A 17642-nucleotide genomic window follows, 5' to 3' on the forward strand; every position below is an offset into this window, starting at 1 on the left:
TTGTTTTAACTATTATAATAGCAGTACTTAGGCATAGTAATCTATTGATGATGAAGTTTGTTGTCGAGAACTTTGTGCAGTGTTATTTGCTTGCTCGTCGTTTTCATCATTAACTGACTTATTATTAGCCAAATTACCTTGGGCTCCACTCTCACTTTGCTCAGCTGTTTCACCACCTGATTGCCCATAAGAAATAGTGCTTTCACCAAGCTCTAGCCCTTGTTGCGCTAACATTTCACGTAAGCGCGGCATTGATTGCTCAAGTGCTTCTTTGGCTTGCTGGTTTTGTACAACAAAGTTTATATGTGCTTGTTCTGCATCGCTACGAATACGTATTTGCATGCTGCCCATTTCTGGAGGATCGAGGCGAATTTCTGCTTCTTTATTATTAATGCTCAACATTGAGCTAACGCGCTCTTGCAGTAATTTAGCTGCATCACTTTTAACAATATTAATTGCCTGCATTACACCTGGATCAATACTTACTTGCTTAACTTGTGATGTACTTTGTAATTGTTGAGTTTGAATTATTTGGGTATCAAGTAAGCTCTGCTCGTAACTTAATGAGTCGTATTGGCTTAATGTGCTCGTTTGCTGAGTATTTAAAGCGGCTGTAATTTGCGTAAATACTTGTGCTACACGTGCAGGCGTTTGTTCTGCCGTTGTTTTTCTAAGCCCATCTTTTTGTAACTCTTCAAGTGATTTTAATAAATCATCACGCTTAGCTGAGGTTGCTACAGCTTTATTAATATCCGCGCCTTCGTTTGTAGATGCCTTTAAGCTTAACTTTTGTGGTTCATATACTGTATTAGGAGTCTCTGAGGCCACAAACGTTTTTGAGTCTGATTTAGCGGTATCAGCAAGCCCAATTTCAATAGAAGCTTTTAACTCATTAACTGTTTGCTTAAGCACTGACAACTGCTCGCCTTTAGGCTGCTCTGTTTTAATATATGCGTTTAATTGCGTTAATAAACTTTGTTTTTCAGTTGTATTAAGTGAATTTATCTCTGCGCTAAAAGAGTGTTTTGTTACCGTGCTTTGTGCTTTTTCGTTATCAGTAATAAATTGTGCAAGCATTTGCTTAATATTTGAAGTGTTACTTGTTGAATCAGTATTTTCTAATACCTTAACTTGCGCGTTAAGTTGTGAGCGCTGCTCAGGCGTTAAACTAGCAATAACGCTATTAGCTTTAATTAAGCTCGCATCTTTAGTCATTAACGTATCTATTGCTGCATTATTATCACCTTCAGTTGTGGCTAAAGGAGACTGAGTAACACCCGCTTTGTCGGCGGGTGTTGGCAAAACTATATTATTTTTATCAGCAGACTTATTTTGTCCTAGCTGCTCTTTAGAACCCATTGATGCAAATTCAGGTTTTTCTAATGTAGAGCCAGGACTGTCATCGGGCTTTTTATTTATAGAATTTAATGGGCTTTCAATAGCTTTGGCAACATCACTTTTACGATGCTTGCCTTCATTTAATGGTAATGAATTCAAAGATGCTGAGCTTAAGCTATCACTTTTTGAATCAGTTAATTTAGCCGTTTTAGAGTCTACATTAGTGGCAATTAGATTTTGCACTACACTGGCTGTATTCGCTTCTTCAGGCGATACTTCATCACTTGTATTAGTGGATGCAATTACTCGTGTGCTTTGTAATTCTGAATTCTCTATTTCTGTGTTTTCTATGTCTGTATTCTCTGCTTGTGTAGCTTCTAACTCTGCATTTTCTGATTCTATACTTTTAGTTGCATCGAACGGCTTATTAATCGAGGTGCTCATTGCTTGTGCTGAATTAATTTGATCAAGCATCTCAACAGATACAAAAGTAACTTCGTCTGTTGTTATTTCATCTAGCTTTACGCTCAGATTTTCATTTTCTTCTGGCTGTTTATGCTTAGTTATGGCAATCGAGTTTTCGGCATCAGGATTTTTATTGCCCTTAAGCAAAGGCCCCATAGAGTTATGCGCTTCGTTTAGCTGGCTTAAAAATTCCTCGCCTAAATTTCCTTCGCCATTAGCTAAGCTATTGTCTTTAAAAGCTAACAGTGAATCTTTTTCAGAAGAAACTAAAAACGAAATGTTATTCATCGCCATAAATCACCTAATACCATTACGGCAATATGCCACCGCATACCGCCAAAAGTTAAATACCACTAAGTAACAAAGCAATTAACGTGCCTGAATTACAAAGCTTTCCGACGTTGAAAAAACTGATTAGCTGAAAACTCATCTAACATTTTTTGCTCGTTTCTAGCCATTAATGCATTTGCTTTAAGTTTTTGATTCTCGATTAATTTGGCAACTGCTTTAGCTTTAATTTGCTGCTTAAGCCATAGCGTTTTACGTTGAGTAACAACTTGCTTAGCGGTATTTACTGTACTTGCTTGTTGGCGAATTGCCTCTTCAATTTTAGCTATAAAAGCATGGTACTGACCAAACCCTGCACTAGATAAACCCGACTTACCTTTTAGGTGTAACTGTTGAGAATATTCAAGTCTAAAGTTATTTAAACCTTGCAGCTTTTGTTGATTTGCTTGCAAATTTTGATTGGCTTGTAAGTAGCTCATGCGCAAATTTTCTTCTTTATCATTTTCAATTTTGAGCAATAAATCGAGTTTATTTTTAGCCATTATGCTTGTCCTAGTAACTGAGCAAGACCCTGCAGACCATCATCGTAACTAATGACATCTCGCATACCTTGTTGTAAAAATGCATTTACTCTTGGCATCATATTTATGGCTTGGTCGAGCATTTGATCGGTCCCTTTTTGATAAGCACCTAAAGTAATCATATCTTTGTTTTGTTGATACATTGAATAAACTTGCTTAAGTACACGGGCTTGTTGCATGTGTGGTTCAGAAACGACTTGAGGCATAACACGCGAAATCGATTTTTCTATATCTATAGCGGGATAGTGCCCGCTGTCGGCTAAATCACGCGATAATACAATGTGGCCATCTAAAATAGCTCGCGCTGCATCAGCAATAGGGTCTTGCATATCATCGCCTTCACTCAACACCGTAAAAAAGGCGGTAATTGAACCTTGCCCTTCACCGCCATTACCAGCACGTTCCACCAGCGCAGGTAATTTAGCAAACACCGAAGGCGGATAACCCTTTGTAGCAGGCGGCTCACCTACAGCAAGTGCAATTTCACGTTGCGCCATTGCATAACGCGTTACCGAATCGAGTAACAATAATACGTTTAAACCCTGATCTCTAAAATACTCTGCAATAGTTACAGCGCTCTCACAGCCTTTTAAACGCATAAGCGGTGATGAATCAGCGGGCGCTGCGACAACAACTGAACGCTTTCGCCCCTCTACACCGAGTATTTCTTCAATAAATTCTTTTACTTCGCGACCACGTTCCCCCACCAAGCCGACAACAATTACATCGGCTTCGCTACCTCGGGTCATCATACCGAGAAGTACTGATTTACCCACACCTGAGCCTGCAAACAAGCCCATGCGCTGGCCTTGCCCTACTGTAATAACCGAGTTAATAGCACGTACACCTACATCCATAGGCTTAGTAATTGGTCTTCTTGAAAGCGGGTTTATAGTATTTTGTGCAAACTTTAAATGATGCTCAGCATTAATTTTACCAAGGCCATCTAGCGGTCGCCCTAAGCCATCAACCACGCGCCCTAGTAAACTCATCCCTACAGGTAAACCTAAGTTATTAACTTGAGGAATTACACGCGCACCAGGAAGTACACCAGAGATATGATCATTAGGCATTAAATACAAAGTTTGATCGTTAAAACCGACTATTTCGGCGTCTACAAAGCCGTTCATAGTTTCTATTTTACATTGGCTACCAACGGGAGCACGTAAACCTCTAGCCTCAAGGGTAAGGCCAACAACACGCGTTAAAATACCTGCCACAGCAGGCGCTGGGGTTTTAATATGTTGTTGATATTGAGATAAGCGTTCGCTTAAAGGTGCACGTTGAGTTGACATAACACGCCAATAAAATAGTTAGATACCACTATTATGCAAAAAACTATCCAACGTTTCTTTGACACGTGTTTTAAGGGTCATATCGAGTGATGATTGCGCTGTTTTAACTTCACAGCCACCGCGCTCAAGAGTGGGCTCTGCCATTAATTGCCAGTTATTATCAATAATGGTTTGTTCGCCGTAGCTCTCTTTTATGAGTTCTAAGTCTTCGGGGTTTAAATGGATTCGTACTTTTTCTTGCTCCGCATTAAGTGAATCAATACTTTGCTTTAACGTATGTAAAATCACATCAGGCGATGTTTTTACTTCTTGATAAATAACAGCTTCCGCCAACATGCTAGCTAGTTGTACTAATTGCTTCTCGGCTTGTTCGTCCACTTTATCTAGCGGTGCAGTTAGCCCCTCTAAAATGGCTTTTAAACTTGTTAACTGCTCTTCAATTAATGGTTTTACATCTTCAAGGCCTTGTGTTTTACCTTGATCTAAGCCTTCTTTGTAACCTGCTTCTTTACCCTCGCCAACGCCTTTTTCAAAGCCGTCTATGTAGCCTTGCTCATGACCTTGTTTAAGGCCTTCTTCGTACGCGTCTTGCCTAATGCGTTCAAGCTCAACCATGGTAAGCGCAGGGAGTTCTGGTTCTTGTGGCTCATCAATAGGCATTTCTTCGGCTAATTCTTTTTTGTACAACTCACTAAGCGGTGTGCCATAAGCTGTAGAGCGATTCCCAAAGCTGCTCTCATCTGGTGCTACATCCGGAATAGCCCAGTTTTTTAATAATTCATCTGCTTCATCAGCCCGAAGTGTGCGTCCTTTGAGTTTGCTCATGGTTTACAGGAACTCCTCGCCACCGCCGCCGCCCAGCTGAATTTCACCTGAGTCAGATAAACGACGCGCTGTTGATAAAATCTCTTTTTGCGCCGCTTCTACTTCGCTTATACGTACCGGTGCCATTGCTTCTAAATCATCAGCAAGCATTTCGGCTGCACGCTTAGACATATTACCTAGTATTTTATCTTTAAGTGCATCATCAGCACCCTTAATTGCTTTCATTAGTACGTCTTGTTGTACTTCTCGTAGGATTGCTTGAATACCACGGTCTTCAACATCCATTAAGTTTTCAAACACAAACATTAAGTCTTGAATTTGCTGCGACATCTCTTCGTCATGCTCACGAATAGAGTCCATTAACTGCCCTTCTACATTGGTATCTAGGTAGTTCATAATATCTGCAGCTGCTTTTAAGCCACCCATTTTAGCGGCTTGTGCACCTGCTTGGCCGGCAAATTGTTTTTCCATAATTTCGTTTAGCTCTTGCAGTGCTGCTGGCTGAACTTCTTCAAGGTTTGCAATACGCATTGTTAAATCTAAACGCACTTTTTCAGGGAACTGAGCAATAATCTCAGCTGACTGTTCTGGCTCTAAATACGATAATACAATAGTTTGAATTTGCGGATGCTCATTACGAATAATGTTTGCTACCTGCTTAGAGTCCATCCATTTTAATGAATCCAAGCCTTTAGCACCTGAGCCCATAACAATTTGGTCAATAAGGCTAGCGGCTTTGTCTTCACCAAGTGCTGCTGTAAGCGCTTTTTTAATAAAGTCTTCTGACTGAAAACCAATGGTACTAAAGCTTTGAATTTGTTCTATAAACAAGTTGTGTACAGCGCTTATTTTAGCTTGAGATAAATCCTGTAGCCCAGCCATTGCCATACCCACTTTTTGCACCTGTTTAGGTTCTAAGTGTTTAAGGATTTGCGCGGCATCTTCTTCTGATAAACTCAAAAGTAATATAGCGGCTTTATCTACCCCATCTAGCTTATCAACATCAAAGGCTGGCGGGAGTTGTTTTTGTTCTTGATCAGTCATCTTCTGTTAACCACGCTTTCACTACTTGTGATGATAGTTCTGGTTCGTTAGCTACAAGGGCACGAATTGCTTTAAGTAAATCTTCGTCGCCATGTAAATCCGGTAACTGCAGTGTACCATCACTTGAGAAACCAACCGAAGCAGAATCAAAGTCTTTATTTAGCATATCAAGTGTATTGTCGCCAATATCTACGCCTGAACTTAATGCATCTTCGTCGTATTCTTCTAGTGTATCGTCTGGGTAAATTAAGCGCTTAAGCATTGGTTTTACTACTGCCATTATCAATACAATGATAACTAAGGCGCCTAGTACAAGGCGGGCTATTTTCATAAACCAGTCTTGTTCCCACAGTGGCACTTCTATTGCTAAATTTGTTGCTTCACGTACAAACGGCACTGTTACTACTTCAAGTGCATCACCACGTTGCATATCAAAACCTACACCACCTTGTAGTAAGCGACGAATATTTGACAATGCCTCTACCGAGCGCGGGGCCATAGTTGTTTCGCCGTTTTCTCCCACTTTAGGGACGTAGTCAACAGCAACTGACACACTTATTCTGCGTATTACACCACTTTGCTGGCGCTTGTGAGAAATAGTTGTATCGAGTTCATAATTACGTGTTGCTTCTTTGTGGCTACGTGTTGGTGACGTAGCTGTGCCTGCGCCGCCTTGTCCTGCAACTTCAGGGATGTTTGAGTTTAGCGGTGGCTGATTTGTAAGCGCACCAGGAATACCAACAGCTAAACCACCAATGTTATTTTCTTCAAATGTGGTTTCGCTTCTAACCGCTGGTAGGTCTGGGTTATAACGCTTTTGAGTTTCCTCAACTGAGCTAAAGTCCATGCTCAAATCAACTTGAGCTGTATAGTTTGCAAGCCCAACAACCGGTATTAAAATACTGTCTATTTTTTCAAGATACTCTTGTTCGCGCTTGCGTTCTAAATCGTATTCTTTACGAGAGCGTGCTGCTAATGAGCTTTGCGAACCTGAATTTAATAATCGACCATTTTGGTCAGTAACTGTAACACGTGCAGGCTCTAAGCCTTGTACTGCTGAAGCAATCATATCAACAACAGAGTCTACTTCTTCACGGTCAAGTGAGCGGCCACGCTTAAGTGTTAATACAACAGTAGCGGATGGTTTTTTCTCTCTGCGGGCAAATACGTTTTCTTTAGGGATGGCTAACAATACTTTGGCGCGAGTAATGTTATTTAGCTCTTCAATGGTGCGGGCAAGTTGCTGTTCACGACCATGCTTTAAGCGTTCACGCTCCAAGCGCTGGCTTACACCAAAGCCCATATCTTGCATAATTATGTCGGAGCCAGATGCAGGGCCTTGCTCTAACCCTTCGCGGGTCATTAGCAATTTAATGTTTTGGTATTCGCTTTCATCAACCGATACAACATTGCCATCAAGTTGATATTCAATTTTTTGCGCATCTAAAAAGTCTAATGTTTGAATAAGCTCTTCAGTTTGCATTTTGCCTAACGGGCGCATATCTGGCTGACGAGCCCAAATAATAATGAAAATCGCGATAGCCAAACAAATCGCTAATGCTATTACCAGTGTTACTTGGCGCAATACATCAACACCACTTAAAGCACTTAAGTAGCCTGACTTTTGTTCTTGTTGATCATCACCACCACTTTGGTCGATACCGCCGCCAGCAAGTGCTAGGTCTGTAGATTGGTTAGATTGCGCCACAATAATTCTCCACTACCTAATTAAACAGGCATGTTCATGATTTCTTTATAAGCTTCAACAAGTTTATTACGAACCTGTACTGTAGCCTCAAAAGCAACTGACGATTTTTGAGAAGCAATCATCGCCTCAGCAAGAGATACACTTCGATCCCCCATCTCAACTGCTGTTACTTTTTGCGCGGCATCTTGTTGTAACCCGTGCACTGAATTTATTGCATCACTTAGCATGTCGCCAAACTGGGAAGTAGAAGTAGGCTGAACTTGAGTTGGCAGTTTATTAGTTTGATTATTACGGCCCGCTTCTAAAGCCATTGATTGCATTTCTTGAAATACAGCACTGTTTTGAATTTTCATAATTTATCTCTGACACGCAGTGAACTCTTATAAGTAATAAAGCACAAAGCATGCCAAATAATTAATCATTAAAATACAATAGGTTAACTTTAACTTATGTGAGTCAGAGTTTTGACAACCCTAAGTTCGCAGCGCAAACTTAGGGTTTATAGGAGGTTATGCAGGAAGTGAAATACCTAAATCGCGCATTTGCGCTAGTTTATAACGTAAAGTTCGTGGGCTTATGCCCAACGTTTCGGCAACGTCTTTACGCTTACCTTGGCAACGTGCAAGGGTTTCTAAAATAATGCGATGCTCTTTATCTTTAAGCTCATCTTTATAGCTACCGGTATCTGCCGCTAGCAAGCCCTGCTTAGGTTCAGCCTCAACAGGTGCTTTTTCATCGTAGTATGCCGAGCTTAGCGTACTTTTATCAACGCCTTTATCTACGTGAGCCACTTCTGTCGGCGATACTGTTTGCACTGGTGCCAATGAAGGCTCCATAACAAAGTTATTAGCTGCTAAGTTTTCAATAAAAATAGCATGCTCGTTTATTGTATCGCCACTTCGCAGTATAAGCGCACGCTGTATAACGTTATCAAGCTCGCGCACATTACCAGGCCACGCGTGAGCCAGTAACTTTTGCTCGGCAGCTTTATCTAAATACGCCATAGGCTCTTTGCTTTTACTGATATGGCGCTCAATTAAATGCTTAGCCAATACAATAATATCGCCAGGGCGTTGGCACAATGGTCGCCACATAAGTGGAAAAACATTAAGCCTGTAATATAAATCTTCTCTAAATTGGTTTTCAGACACGGCTTCTTTTAAATCACGATTACTGGTTGCCAAAATACGTACATCGAGCTGAATTGTTTTACGCCCCCCTAAACGCTCTACTTCACGTTCTTGCAGTACGCGTAAAAGTTTAGCTTGTAGTCCTAAGTCCATTTCAGTAATTTCATCAAGTAAAATAGTACCGCCTTGTGCTTGCTCAAACTTACCCGGACATGCTTGAATCGCCCCCGTAAAAGCCCCTTTTTCGTAACCAAATAACGTGGCTTCGAGCATATTTTCAGGAATAGCCGCGCAGTTAATCGCTACAAATGGCTCATTACATCGGCTCGACTTATCATGAATATAACGCGCAAGTACTTCCTTACCCGAACCACTTGGGCCAAGTACCATTACACTTGCATCAGAGCGTGCTACTTTACTTGCAAGCTCCAATAATTGAATACTAGTTGGATCAGCAACAACGGGGCCGTCGGTTTCTTTTGCTTTTTCAGGCAAATAACGGCTCACCATATTTAACAGCACTTCAGGTGCAAATGGTTTTGCCATGTAGTCAATTGCACCTAGGCGCATGGCCTCTACCGCATCGTCAATTGTGGCATACGCCGTCATCATCAATACAGGTAAATCAGGGTGGTTTAATTTAATACTGCGTAGTAAATCAAGTCCACTCATTGCGCCCATTTGCACGTCGCTTACAACAAGCGAAAATTGATCTTTTTTAAGCAGTAACATTGCTTGCTCAGCACTGCTCGCTGCAACACATTCAATACCCGACATTTCAAGGGTATCTATTAAGGCTTCACGAAGCCCTGCGTCATCTTCGACAACTAAAATAGTGTTACTCATAATGACCCCTCTAATTTAGATGTTGCCTTAATAGGCAGTAACAAGCTAAAGCAGGCACCACCATGCGTATTATTAGTCACATCAACACGGCCTTGGTGCGCACTAGCCACCGAACTCACTACAGCAAGCCCTAAACCTGTGCCCTGACTTTTTGTAGTAAAAAATGGTTCAAAAATTTTATCGCTTTGGCTTAAATCAACACCTGGGCCATTGTCGCTCACACTAATACGAACCATATCTAAATCTTTTAAATCTCTTTGTGCGCTAATTTTTACTTTTGCGCCACCGCCAATAACTTGAATACTATTGTGCACTAGATTTTGAATAGCACTGGCCAATGCCGTTTTATTACCAACTATTTGTATATCGGGTTCTGGTAAGCTTACATCTAGCTCACTTTCATTAAGTGCGACCATCGCATCGGCACCTGCTTTAACTTCTGTTAAAAGCTGCTGCATTGAAACTTGCTCAACAACTTGCTGATCGCCACTTTTAGCAAATAACAGCATGTCGTTTACTTGAGTTTCTAAATCTTTTAAACGCGACATTAACTTTGTTTGAAAATTATCTCGAGATGCTTCTGGTAAGCGCTTTGACCCTAAATTAGCAGCGTACAGCATAGCGGCTGAGAGCGGTGTGCGTACTTGGTGCGCTAATGATGCAACCATTTTGCCCAGCGCGCTTAATCGCTGCATATGTGCAACACGTTTTTGTAGGCGGCGGGTTTCGGTTAAATCCGTCATTAAAATAAGTTGCCCAGGCTCTGGTGCTAAAGCAGTAATATCAAGCTTTATTAGGCGTCCGTCTTTTAAAGACACTTCATGGCCATCATCTTGATGTGGCCTAAAAGAGCGCTGAATAACATTAAACCAGCGTTCGCCTTCAAGTGGCTCGCCAAGCATATCAATCGCTATTTGATTCGCTTTTGCAATCAACCCTTTGCCATCAAGTACAACCACGCCTGCTGGCATGGTATCAACCAAATGTGAAAGCCAACTTGCTTGCTTGCGCAGATCGCTTAATTCACCAATGTACTCCTCTTGAAGTAAACATGGGTTATACTGATTTGCAGAAAAAAACTGTGGTTTTAGCACGCTAGCAAGGGCCATAATCAAATCTCGAATTGATGTAGATACATGTCTAAATGCACGATTTATACCAAAATTTATTTACATACTTATCATTAAGTTACATCAATAATTTGAGCGACATAAAAATGACGCACACAAAAAGGAATAATAATGAGTGAGCAAAAAAAGTGCCGTTGCCCGTGGCTCGACACCACTAAACCCGACTACGTTATTTACCATGATGAAGAATGGGGCGTCCCTCTTTATGATGATACAAAGCTGTTTGAATTTATCACTCTTGAATCAGCGCAAGCCGGCTTAAGCTGGTACACAATTTTAAAAAAGCGCAGCGGTTATAAAAAAGCATTTGCTAATTTTGATGTAGATAAAGTGGCACAACTCACACAAGATGACATTGAGAGATTAATGCTTGATGAGGGTATTGTGCGCAATCGCTTAAAAATTGCGGCAACTGTTAACAACGCAAAGTGCTTTATAGAAATACAAAAAGAATTTGGAAGTTTTAGTAACTACCAATGGCAGTTTGTCGATAATAAACCGATTATAAGTAATTTAAATAACGCTGAGGACTACCCAGCAATTACAGAGGCATCAACTGCATTTGCTAAAGATTTAAAAAAACGGGGTTTTAAGTTTTTAGGCCCAACAACGGTATATGCGCATATGCAGGCCTGCGGTATGGTTAACGATCACAGTAATGATTGTTTTAGGAAAGAAGAAATTATTAAGACTTTTAGTGAGTAAGTGATTTATAACCATAAAAGTGATTAGTTCACAAAGAGGTTAAGAGACGCTGCGCTTTAGAGAAGTAAAGCGTAAGTTGACTATGGTTTCTCATTTACCTTCGTTTTTCTCTTTGTGAAATAACGTTTTATTTAAATGATTAAAAGCTACGCTTTTCACGCGAGCAAGCTCAGCGTCTACCGCCAAGGTTTAAGTTTGGGTTATCTTGTAGACGCCATGCTTGCGTGACGGGCAAAGCCCGTAAAGTGATTGATCACAAATGAATAATAAATAACGAAAAGTATTTCACCATTTTCGTTCTTCTAATCTCGTGAAAGATTATACTTTTTCATTTTCTCAACGAGTGTTGTTCTGCGAACCCCTAATATCTCTGCAGCACGCGCTACAACGTAATCATAGCGCTCTAACGCTTGGGTAATTAAGCTAATTTCAAGCTCTGCTAAATAATCTTTAAGTTCAATACCATCATCAGGTAATAGCCCACTACCCGTTTGGCTAAACTCAGCGTCAGGCTCACTCTCATAATCGCTAAAACCGGTGCTAAATATATCGTTAAAGGCGTCTTTTTCCATTAACTCTTCAGGGTATTCTGGCTCGTAGGCTTCAACTTCAATGTAACGATATTTGTTAGGTAAATCAGGAATATCAACCACTTTGTCAGGGAACATAATAACCATACGCTCCACCAAATTAGCAAGCTCACGAATATTACCAGGCCAAGCATGTTCTTTTAAGCTCTCAACTGCGCGCTCTGTAAACTTAGCGGTAGAACCAGTCTGGTCGTTAACTCGGCGCATTAACTCTTTTAAAAGCAGCGGAATATCATCAGCTCGCTCACTCAGCGATGGGTTTTCGATAGGAAATACATTTAATCGGTAATATAAATCCTCCCTAAAACTTCCCTCTTCAATCATTGTTTCAAGATTACGATGCGTGGCCGCAATAACGCGCACATCAGCCTGAATGGCCTTTGTACCACCAACACGTTCATAACTGCGTTCTTGCAATACTCGCAGCAACTTAACTTGCATTTGCAGTGGCATATCGCCTATTTCGTCTAAAAATAGCGTCCCACCTTGAGCTAGTTCAAAGCGCCCTTTACGAGCCGATATAGCACCAGTAAACGCGCCTTTTTCGTGGCCAAATAGTTCACTTTCGAGCAGCTCAGCCGGAATAGCACCACAATTAACAGGTACAAACGGTCCATTAATACGCTTTGAAAGCAGGTGTACATTACGGGCAACCACTTCTTTACCTGTGCCTGATTCGCCTAAAATTAAAACATTAGCGTCGGTTTTTGCCACTTGCTCAATTAAAAAGCGAACATCTTTTACGGCTTCTGTTTCACCAACAAGTCCGTCAAAAGTTTTATGTGGTTTAGTATGCTTATGCTCATTAGGCAACATGCGCTGATACTGCTGGCAATCGTGAAGTAACTGCGTTGTCACTTCGTGATTAAATGGCTCGCAAATAAGCCCCACCACATTAGCGATACTTAATAGTGGTTTTAGCGTTTCGCCAATCAATAAAAACGGTAATGTTGGATAGCGTTTAATTAAGCTTTCGTGGTCAAGTGATTGCAACGCTCCTAAAATAATCATGCATTCTTGCTGCTGATATTTTTTGCATTCTTGTTCAAAGCAGTCTTCGCTTAATAGTTGGACAGCTTCACCAATAAAGCCAAGTGAAGCATTTAATCCTATTGCGCGGTTGTTATTATTATCTAAAATCAAGATCATATTTAGCGAGCCGTACTTTCACTAATTTGTATAATTAGTTAAATTGTAAGCCAGTTCAGCATGGATGCAAGTGATAGCGGCAGTTTTTTGACATAAACGCCAAAAAACAGACGGGCTAGTTAAGTCAATCATACTTAATGGTTAATCATTAAGTATGGGTTATAGTTTTAACTTAGTTATTACTTAACTATTACCTAACTATAACTTAGCCCTAAAAATTAATTTACTCGTCAATAAAAATGCTATTGTTAGTAAATAAACTCAATTATAAATTTAAGTTGAAGTTACAAGTGCCGATACATAAATAAGTGAAAATGCTTGGCATTAATATTGCTTTGTTCTTATAAAAGTATAAAAGCTTTATTGATTTTTTATATAAGTTTTTATACAAGTTTTTATATCAACTTTCACATAATTTTATTGTTTTAAATTTTAGGATCACCCCATGGCTCATGTCTCAGTAAAAAAATACAGTCAAGTTCGTGCCAGCAGCATTGCCGAAATGGCCCCATACGAACAAATAAACCTTATATTCAGTAATATTATCGGTCGCTTAGCAGCTACAAAAGGGTTTATTGAGCGCAAAGAAATAGCAAAAAAAGGGGAAAACATTTCAGCATGTATTTTGTTATTTGGTGCACTGCAAGATGCACTTAATTTAGAAGTAGAACAAGACCCTAGTATTTCTAACAATTTATTGGCACTTTACGATTACTGCCAACGTCGCTTAACGCAAGCTAACCTACATAACGATATTGAAGCAATTACTGAAATATCAAGTATTGTTAAAGAAATTAAAGAAGGCTGGGATAACATTCCACTAGATCAACGCAGCCCTGCGGTTTAATTTAAATTATGGACTCGCCAACATCTTCAGAGCAACTAACTAACTACTCTGAGCTCATACGAACGTTGCTTAGTAAAATTGAAGTGTTAGTAAATGATAATAATGCAGACGAAGCTCAGCCTTTTTTAGGCACTTTAAATACTGAACTAAAGCAATGGTGTGAAAGCAGTGAAGGCCCAAGTGCAGAGCAGTTAGAATTAATTCAGCTTCGTATAAATACTATTTTAGTAAATGCGAATAGTGCAAAAAACGAATCATCAAAAGCTATTATTAAACATAAAAAATCAGGAAAGGCGATTAAAGCCTATAAGGCAAGTCGCTAAAATCTACTCAAATAGAAAATACAAAAAAACCGTTTTAAATAACGGTTTTTGTGTTTACTATTCAATAAGGAGTTTTTTTAGTTATTACTTACAACTCCAGGCATATTTTCTAACTGAGCTTGAACGTAACTGCTGGTATTATTGAGGCTAGCAACTAATAAATCCATCGCATTATATTGCGCATACAACCTAGATGAAAGAGATTCCATTTTGCGTGTGAGTGAATCCCTTTCATCATCAAGGTCGCGTAGCTGTCCTTCTTTACTCTCAATTCTATTTTCAATTAAGCCATCTGATTTAGTATAAAAATCCATTAAGTCATCGAATGCTCCTGCAAACCCTATATCATCATCGTCTGCTTCGTCACCTATAAAAAACTTCTGAGCTAAATCAACATCATTTTTAAGCTGCTCATCAAGTTTTTCTTTATCAAAACTTAAGACACCGTATTGATCTGAAGACACACCAAGTTGTAAAAGCGATAAAGAATCACCATTGCCTAAATCTATCGACTCAGTTATCTCACTTCGAAGTTTTGACATTACTCCTCGAAGTAATGAATCACCCGCCATAACACCTGCGCCGTCAGCAGTGGAAGAACCTAATGTATTACTTAAGTTAAGTAACTCGTTATAGCTTTCAATAAAGCTATTAAGGCCTTCTTCTATATTATCGTTATTTTCTGCAACAGATAAATTACTAACATCGTCATCGATACTATGGCTTTTATTAGCGGTAATAGTTATCCCATCAATAACATCTTCAAACGTGTTAGAGGGGCTACTTATTGTTAGCGAGCCATCAATAGTAATTGATGCGTCTATTGCCGCTATTATTTCACTCGCATTTTGTACACCGGCAGAGTCAAATGCCAAACGTGAAAGACCATTTACATCTGTGTTACTACCATCGGTATCAGCAATTTCTATTTTAATTTCATTTTCAGCGCCACTATTTTTAGCCGATATAACTAAGTGTTGACCGTTATCATCAGTAATAATCGTGGCATTAATACTGTCATTATCGATGCTGTCGTTTATTGCATCGCGAATTTCACTCAAGGTCGCAGTATCTGACACGTCAATAACGAAACTGTTTTCACCCGAGGTTAAGGTCATTGTCCCCTCACCTACCGCTGTTTCAGGATCAAATGCTTGCGATAATACTTTATGCTCTGTAGCTAAATTATTTACTTTAACTGAGTAGCTTCCTGGCTGTGCATTCTTATCCGAAGTAAGCGAAATAAAATCATCCTCACCAGATATTTCTCGCTTTTGATAATTATCAACGTCTCCAAGGTTAGCCATAGAATCTTGAACTTTTTCGAGTGCTGATTTAAGTGCGCCGACAGCAGAGATATCAGTTGTTAAGTTGTTCTCTTTTGTATCTAATCGAGCTTCAGCAGGGGCTTGTTCAGCATTTACTAGCGCATCAACAATATCTGATACAGCTAAACCTGAGCCTAGGCCATTAAACGAAATAGACATACTTCACCTCATTAAATACTTAAAATAAACTAACTTAACTAGTAACATTTAAAACTTAGCACCTAAAAATCGATACTTAATGAATAATGCATTAAATTACCCGCTAAACTGTTTGGTCAATTAAAATACCTGCCGACTCAGATAGTTTAGATACCAAATTTAATACTTCCTCAGAAGGATATTGCTTAATAACTTCACCACTATCTTTATCTAATACTTTAATTACATCGCGACCTGAATCTTCATCGACTTGAAATTGCAAACTACGGTTCATTTCGCCCATAAAATCCTGCAATTGTCGCGCCATTTGTTCTAGTTGTTCACGCTCTAACGGCTGAGCTTTTTCATCTTGATTGTTATTTTTATATTGGTTTTGCTGTAGCTTTTGTTGATTTTGTGTATCGGCTTGCTTTACATCGTCAACAGCACGTTCAGTTAACGAACTAGCTGCCTGACCAACTACTTTATCTTCACTCGCAATCGAGAGAGATAATGCAACTTCTGCATTGGAATTAATAGTATTCATAACAGATTCCTATTTTTCACTTAATTAAACCAACAATAGCTCAATTAAAACCCTTAAACCACAAAAGGAGGTAGCTAAAGCCACCTCCTTGTTTTAAAACTAATACTGACTCTATGTACTAGCTACCCATTAAGCTATAACGTTTAACTCATTAACCTAATAAGCTAAGTGCTGCTTGTGGTAACTGGTTGGCTTGCGACAAAATAGACGTACCTGCTTGTTGCAATATTTGGTTTTTAGTCATTTCTGCAGTTTCTGTTGCAAAGTCAGTATCTTGAATACGACTACGTGATGCAGATACATTTTCTTGAATATTAGCAAGGTTACTAATTGTATGGCTAAAACGATTTTGAACCGCACCTAAATCCGCACGCTTAGAGTCAACAAGAGCAATCGCAGCATCGATAGCAGTAACTGCAGCATCCGTATCTCCACCATCGCCTATATCAACAGCATTTACTGATAGGCCTGTACTATCTACATCAACCATATCAAAACTAATTTTATCTGCTGCATCTACATTAGAACCAACCTGAAAAGTAAATGTTTGAGCGCTATTAAGTAATTTTTGGTCCCCGAAAGAAGTTGTCTCCGATATACGATCCAGCTCAAGGTTCAATGCTGTCACTTCGGTTTGAAGAGCATCTTTGTCAACTGCGGAGTTAGAACCATTAGCAGCTTGTAATGATAGCTCACGCATACGCTGTAGAATATCTGTTGACTCTTGCAATGCACCTTCTGCGGTTTGAGCCATTGAAATACCATCATTAGCATTACGTTGAGCTACACCCAGACCATTAATTTGTGATGTTAAACGATTTGAAATTTGAAGACCTGCCGCATCATCTTTAGCACTATTGATACGCATACCAGATGCTAGGCGCTCCATCGATGTTGCTAGGCCTTCGCCTGAGCGAGTTAAGTTACGTTGAGCGTTAAGCGAAGATACATTTGTATTTACTGTTATAGCCATGATAAGACTCCTGATTACTTTCGTAATGTTACTGTTTTAATTTAACCAAGAGCTGTTACAAATGTATGTTCAGCTCCGTACTGATTAAGTTAACGGCAGGAGATAAATTATCTTTAGAGGTATTTTAGAAATAAATTAGTTTATTTGATCAAAAGAAGCTAACTAATTGTTTTAAAGGGTGAGTTATTTTAAGTGTATTTAAAATACGGGCTAAATACCATGCTACCAACTAATTTATAACAATCTAGAAACAAAAAACGCACTTAATAAAGCTGTCTCTTATACACAAATCCCTGCTAAGAAATTAGCGGGGATTTTTTTGAACTAAATCTCAATGTCATGATCAGATCTTCAAATCTTGTTTGAGGGCACATTATGATTAACGAACATAC

16 protein-coding genes are annotated in these 17642 nt (G+C 39.5%); 3 read left to right on the top strand and 13 right to left on the bottom strand.

Annotation, left to right across the window (positions count from 1 at the left end; translation table 11 throughout):
• Window positions 1-27: 27 nt before the first annotated feature.
• From H5161_RS14000 to H5161_RS14040, 9 genes are all read right to left on the bottom strand, one after another.
• Window positions 28-2097 (bottom strand): flagellar hook-length control protein FliK, encoded by a 2070-nt coding sequence (locus H5161_RS14000; protein WP_182769530.1) that lies wholly within the window; start codon window positions 2095-2097, stop codon window positions 28-30.
• A gap of 89 nt (window positions 2098-2186) precedes the next feature.
• Window positions 2187-2633, bottom strand: a complete 447-nt coding sequence (gene fliJ / locus H5161_RS14005; RefSeq protein ID WP_182695475.1) for a flagellar export protein FliJ — start codon at window positions 2631-2633, stop codon at window positions 2187-2189.
• Window positions 2633-3967, bottom strand: a complete 1335-nt coding sequence (gene fliI, locus H5161_RS14010) for a flagellar protein export ATPase FliI (protein ID WP_002959338.1) — start codon at window positions 3965-3967, stop codon at window positions 2633-2635. The genes fliJ and fliI overlap by 1 nt, the downstream gene beginning before the upstream one ends.
• An 18-nt stretch (window positions 3968-3985) precedes the next feature.
• Complete coding sequence (gene fliH / locus H5161_RS14015; RefSeq protein ID WP_121953967.1) at window positions 3986-4792, bottom strand: flagellar assembly protein FliH; 807 nt, start codon at window positions 4790-4792, stop codon at window positions 3986-3988.
• A gap of 3 nt (window positions 4793-4795) precedes the next feature.
• Window positions 4796-5836, bottom strand: a complete 1041-nt coding sequence (gene fliG / locus H5161_RS14020; RefSeq protein WP_182769531.1) for a flagellar motor switch protein FliG — start codon at window positions 5834-5836, stop codon at window positions 4796-4798.
• Complete coding sequence (gene fliF, locus H5161_RS14025; RefSeq protein ID WP_182769532.1) at window positions 5829-7544, bottom strand: flagellar basal-body MS-ring/collar protein FliF; 1716 nt, start codon at window positions 7542-7544, stop codon at window positions 5829-5831. Before fliF ends, fliG begins: the two co-directional genes overlap by 8 nt.
• A 20-nt stretch (window positions 7545-7564) precedes the next feature.
• The gene (fliE, locus tag H5161_RS14030) at window positions 7565-7897 is read right to left on the bottom strand and encodes a flagellar hook-basal body complex protein FliE (protein ID WP_182769533.1); all 333 of its coding nucleotides are present in this window, start codon (window positions 7895-7897) and stop codon (window positions 7565-7567) included.
• Between the two features lie 156 nt (window positions 7898-8053).
• Complete coding sequence (locus H5161_RS14035) at window positions 8054-9520, bottom strand: sigma-54 dependent transcriptional regulator (protein ID WP_182769534.1); 1467 nt, start codon at window positions 9518-9520, stop codon at window positions 8054-8056.
• Window positions 9517-10629, bottom strand: a complete 1113-nt coding sequence (locus H5161_RS14040) for a PAS domain-containing sensor histidine kinase (protein WP_008168789.1) — start codon at window positions 10627-10629, stop codon at window positions 9517-9519. Before H5161_RS14040 ends, H5161_RS14035 begins: the two co-directional genes overlap by 4 nt.
• A 132-nt stretch (window positions 10630-10761) precedes the next feature.
• On the opposite strand from H5161_RS14040, the gene H5161_RS14045 reads away from it, so the two are divergent.
• Window positions 10762-11355 (top strand): DNA-3-methyladenine glycosylase I, encoded by a 594-nt coding sequence (locus H5161_RS14045; protein WP_182695479.1) that lies wholly within the window; start codon window positions 10762-10764, stop codon window positions 11353-11355.
• Window positions 11356-11657: 302 nt separating this feature from the next.
• Here the strand turns inward: H5161_RS14045 and H5161_RS14050 are convergent, their stop codons facing one another.
• Window positions 11658-13094 (bottom strand): sigma-54-dependent Fis family transcriptional regulator, encoded by a 1437-nt coding sequence (locus H5161_RS14050; RefSeq protein WP_165723530.1) that lies wholly within the window; start codon window positions 13092-13094, stop codon window positions 11658-11660.
• Between the two features lie 445 nt (window positions 13095-13539).
• On the opposite strand from H5161_RS14050, the gene fliS reads away from it, so the two are divergent.
• Together fliS and H5161_RS14060 are read left to right on the top strand one after the other, a co-directional pair.
• The gene (fliS, locus tag H5161_RS14055; protein WP_182769535.1) at window positions 13540-13941 is read left to right on the top strand and encodes a flagellar export chaperone FliS; all 402 of its coding nucleotides are present in this window, start codon (window positions 13540-13542) and stop codon (window positions 13939-13941) included.
• 8 nt (window positions 13942-13949) lie between these two features.
• On the top strand, window positions 13950-14264 hold the full coding sequence (locus H5161_RS14060) for a hypothetical protein (RefSeq protein ID WP_182769536.1): 315 nt from the start codon (window positions 13950-13952) through the stop codon (window positions 14262-14264).
• Between the two features lie 77 nt (window positions 14265-14341).
• On the opposite strand, the gene fliD is transcribed toward H5161_RS14060, so the two are convergent.
• The 3 genes from fliD to H5161_RS14075 all read right to left on the bottom strand — a co-directional run bounded on the left by fliD (window position 14342) and on the right by H5161_RS14075 (window position 17250).
• Window positions 14342-15751 carry a flagellar filament capping protein FliD gene (fliD, locus tag H5161_RS14065; RefSeq protein WP_182769537.1) on the bottom strand — a complete coding sequence of 470 codons (1410 nt, stop codon included), beginning with the start codon at window positions 15749-15751 and terminating at the stop codon, window positions 14342-14344.
• 103 nt (window positions 15752-15854) lie between these two features.
• Window positions 15855-16277, bottom strand: a complete 423-nt coding sequence (locus H5161_RS14070) for a flagellar protein FlaG (protein WP_182769538.1) — start codon at window positions 16275-16277, stop codon at window positions 15855-15857.
• 151 nt (window positions 16278-16428) lie between these two features.
• Window positions 16429-17250: a flagellin domain-containing protein gene (locus H5161_RS14075; protein ID WP_182769539.1), complete on the bottom strand. Its 822-nt coding sequence runs from the start codon at window positions 17248-17250 to the stop codon at window positions 16429-16431.
• Between the last annotated feature and the right edge of the window lie 392 nt (window positions 17251-17642).

It is taken from the genome of Pseudoalteromonas sp. SG43-5, from assembly GCF_014164345.1.
GTDB lineage: Bacteria > Pseudomonadota > Gammaproteobacteria > Enterobacterales > Alteromonadaceae > Pseudoalteromonas > Pseudoalteromonas distincta.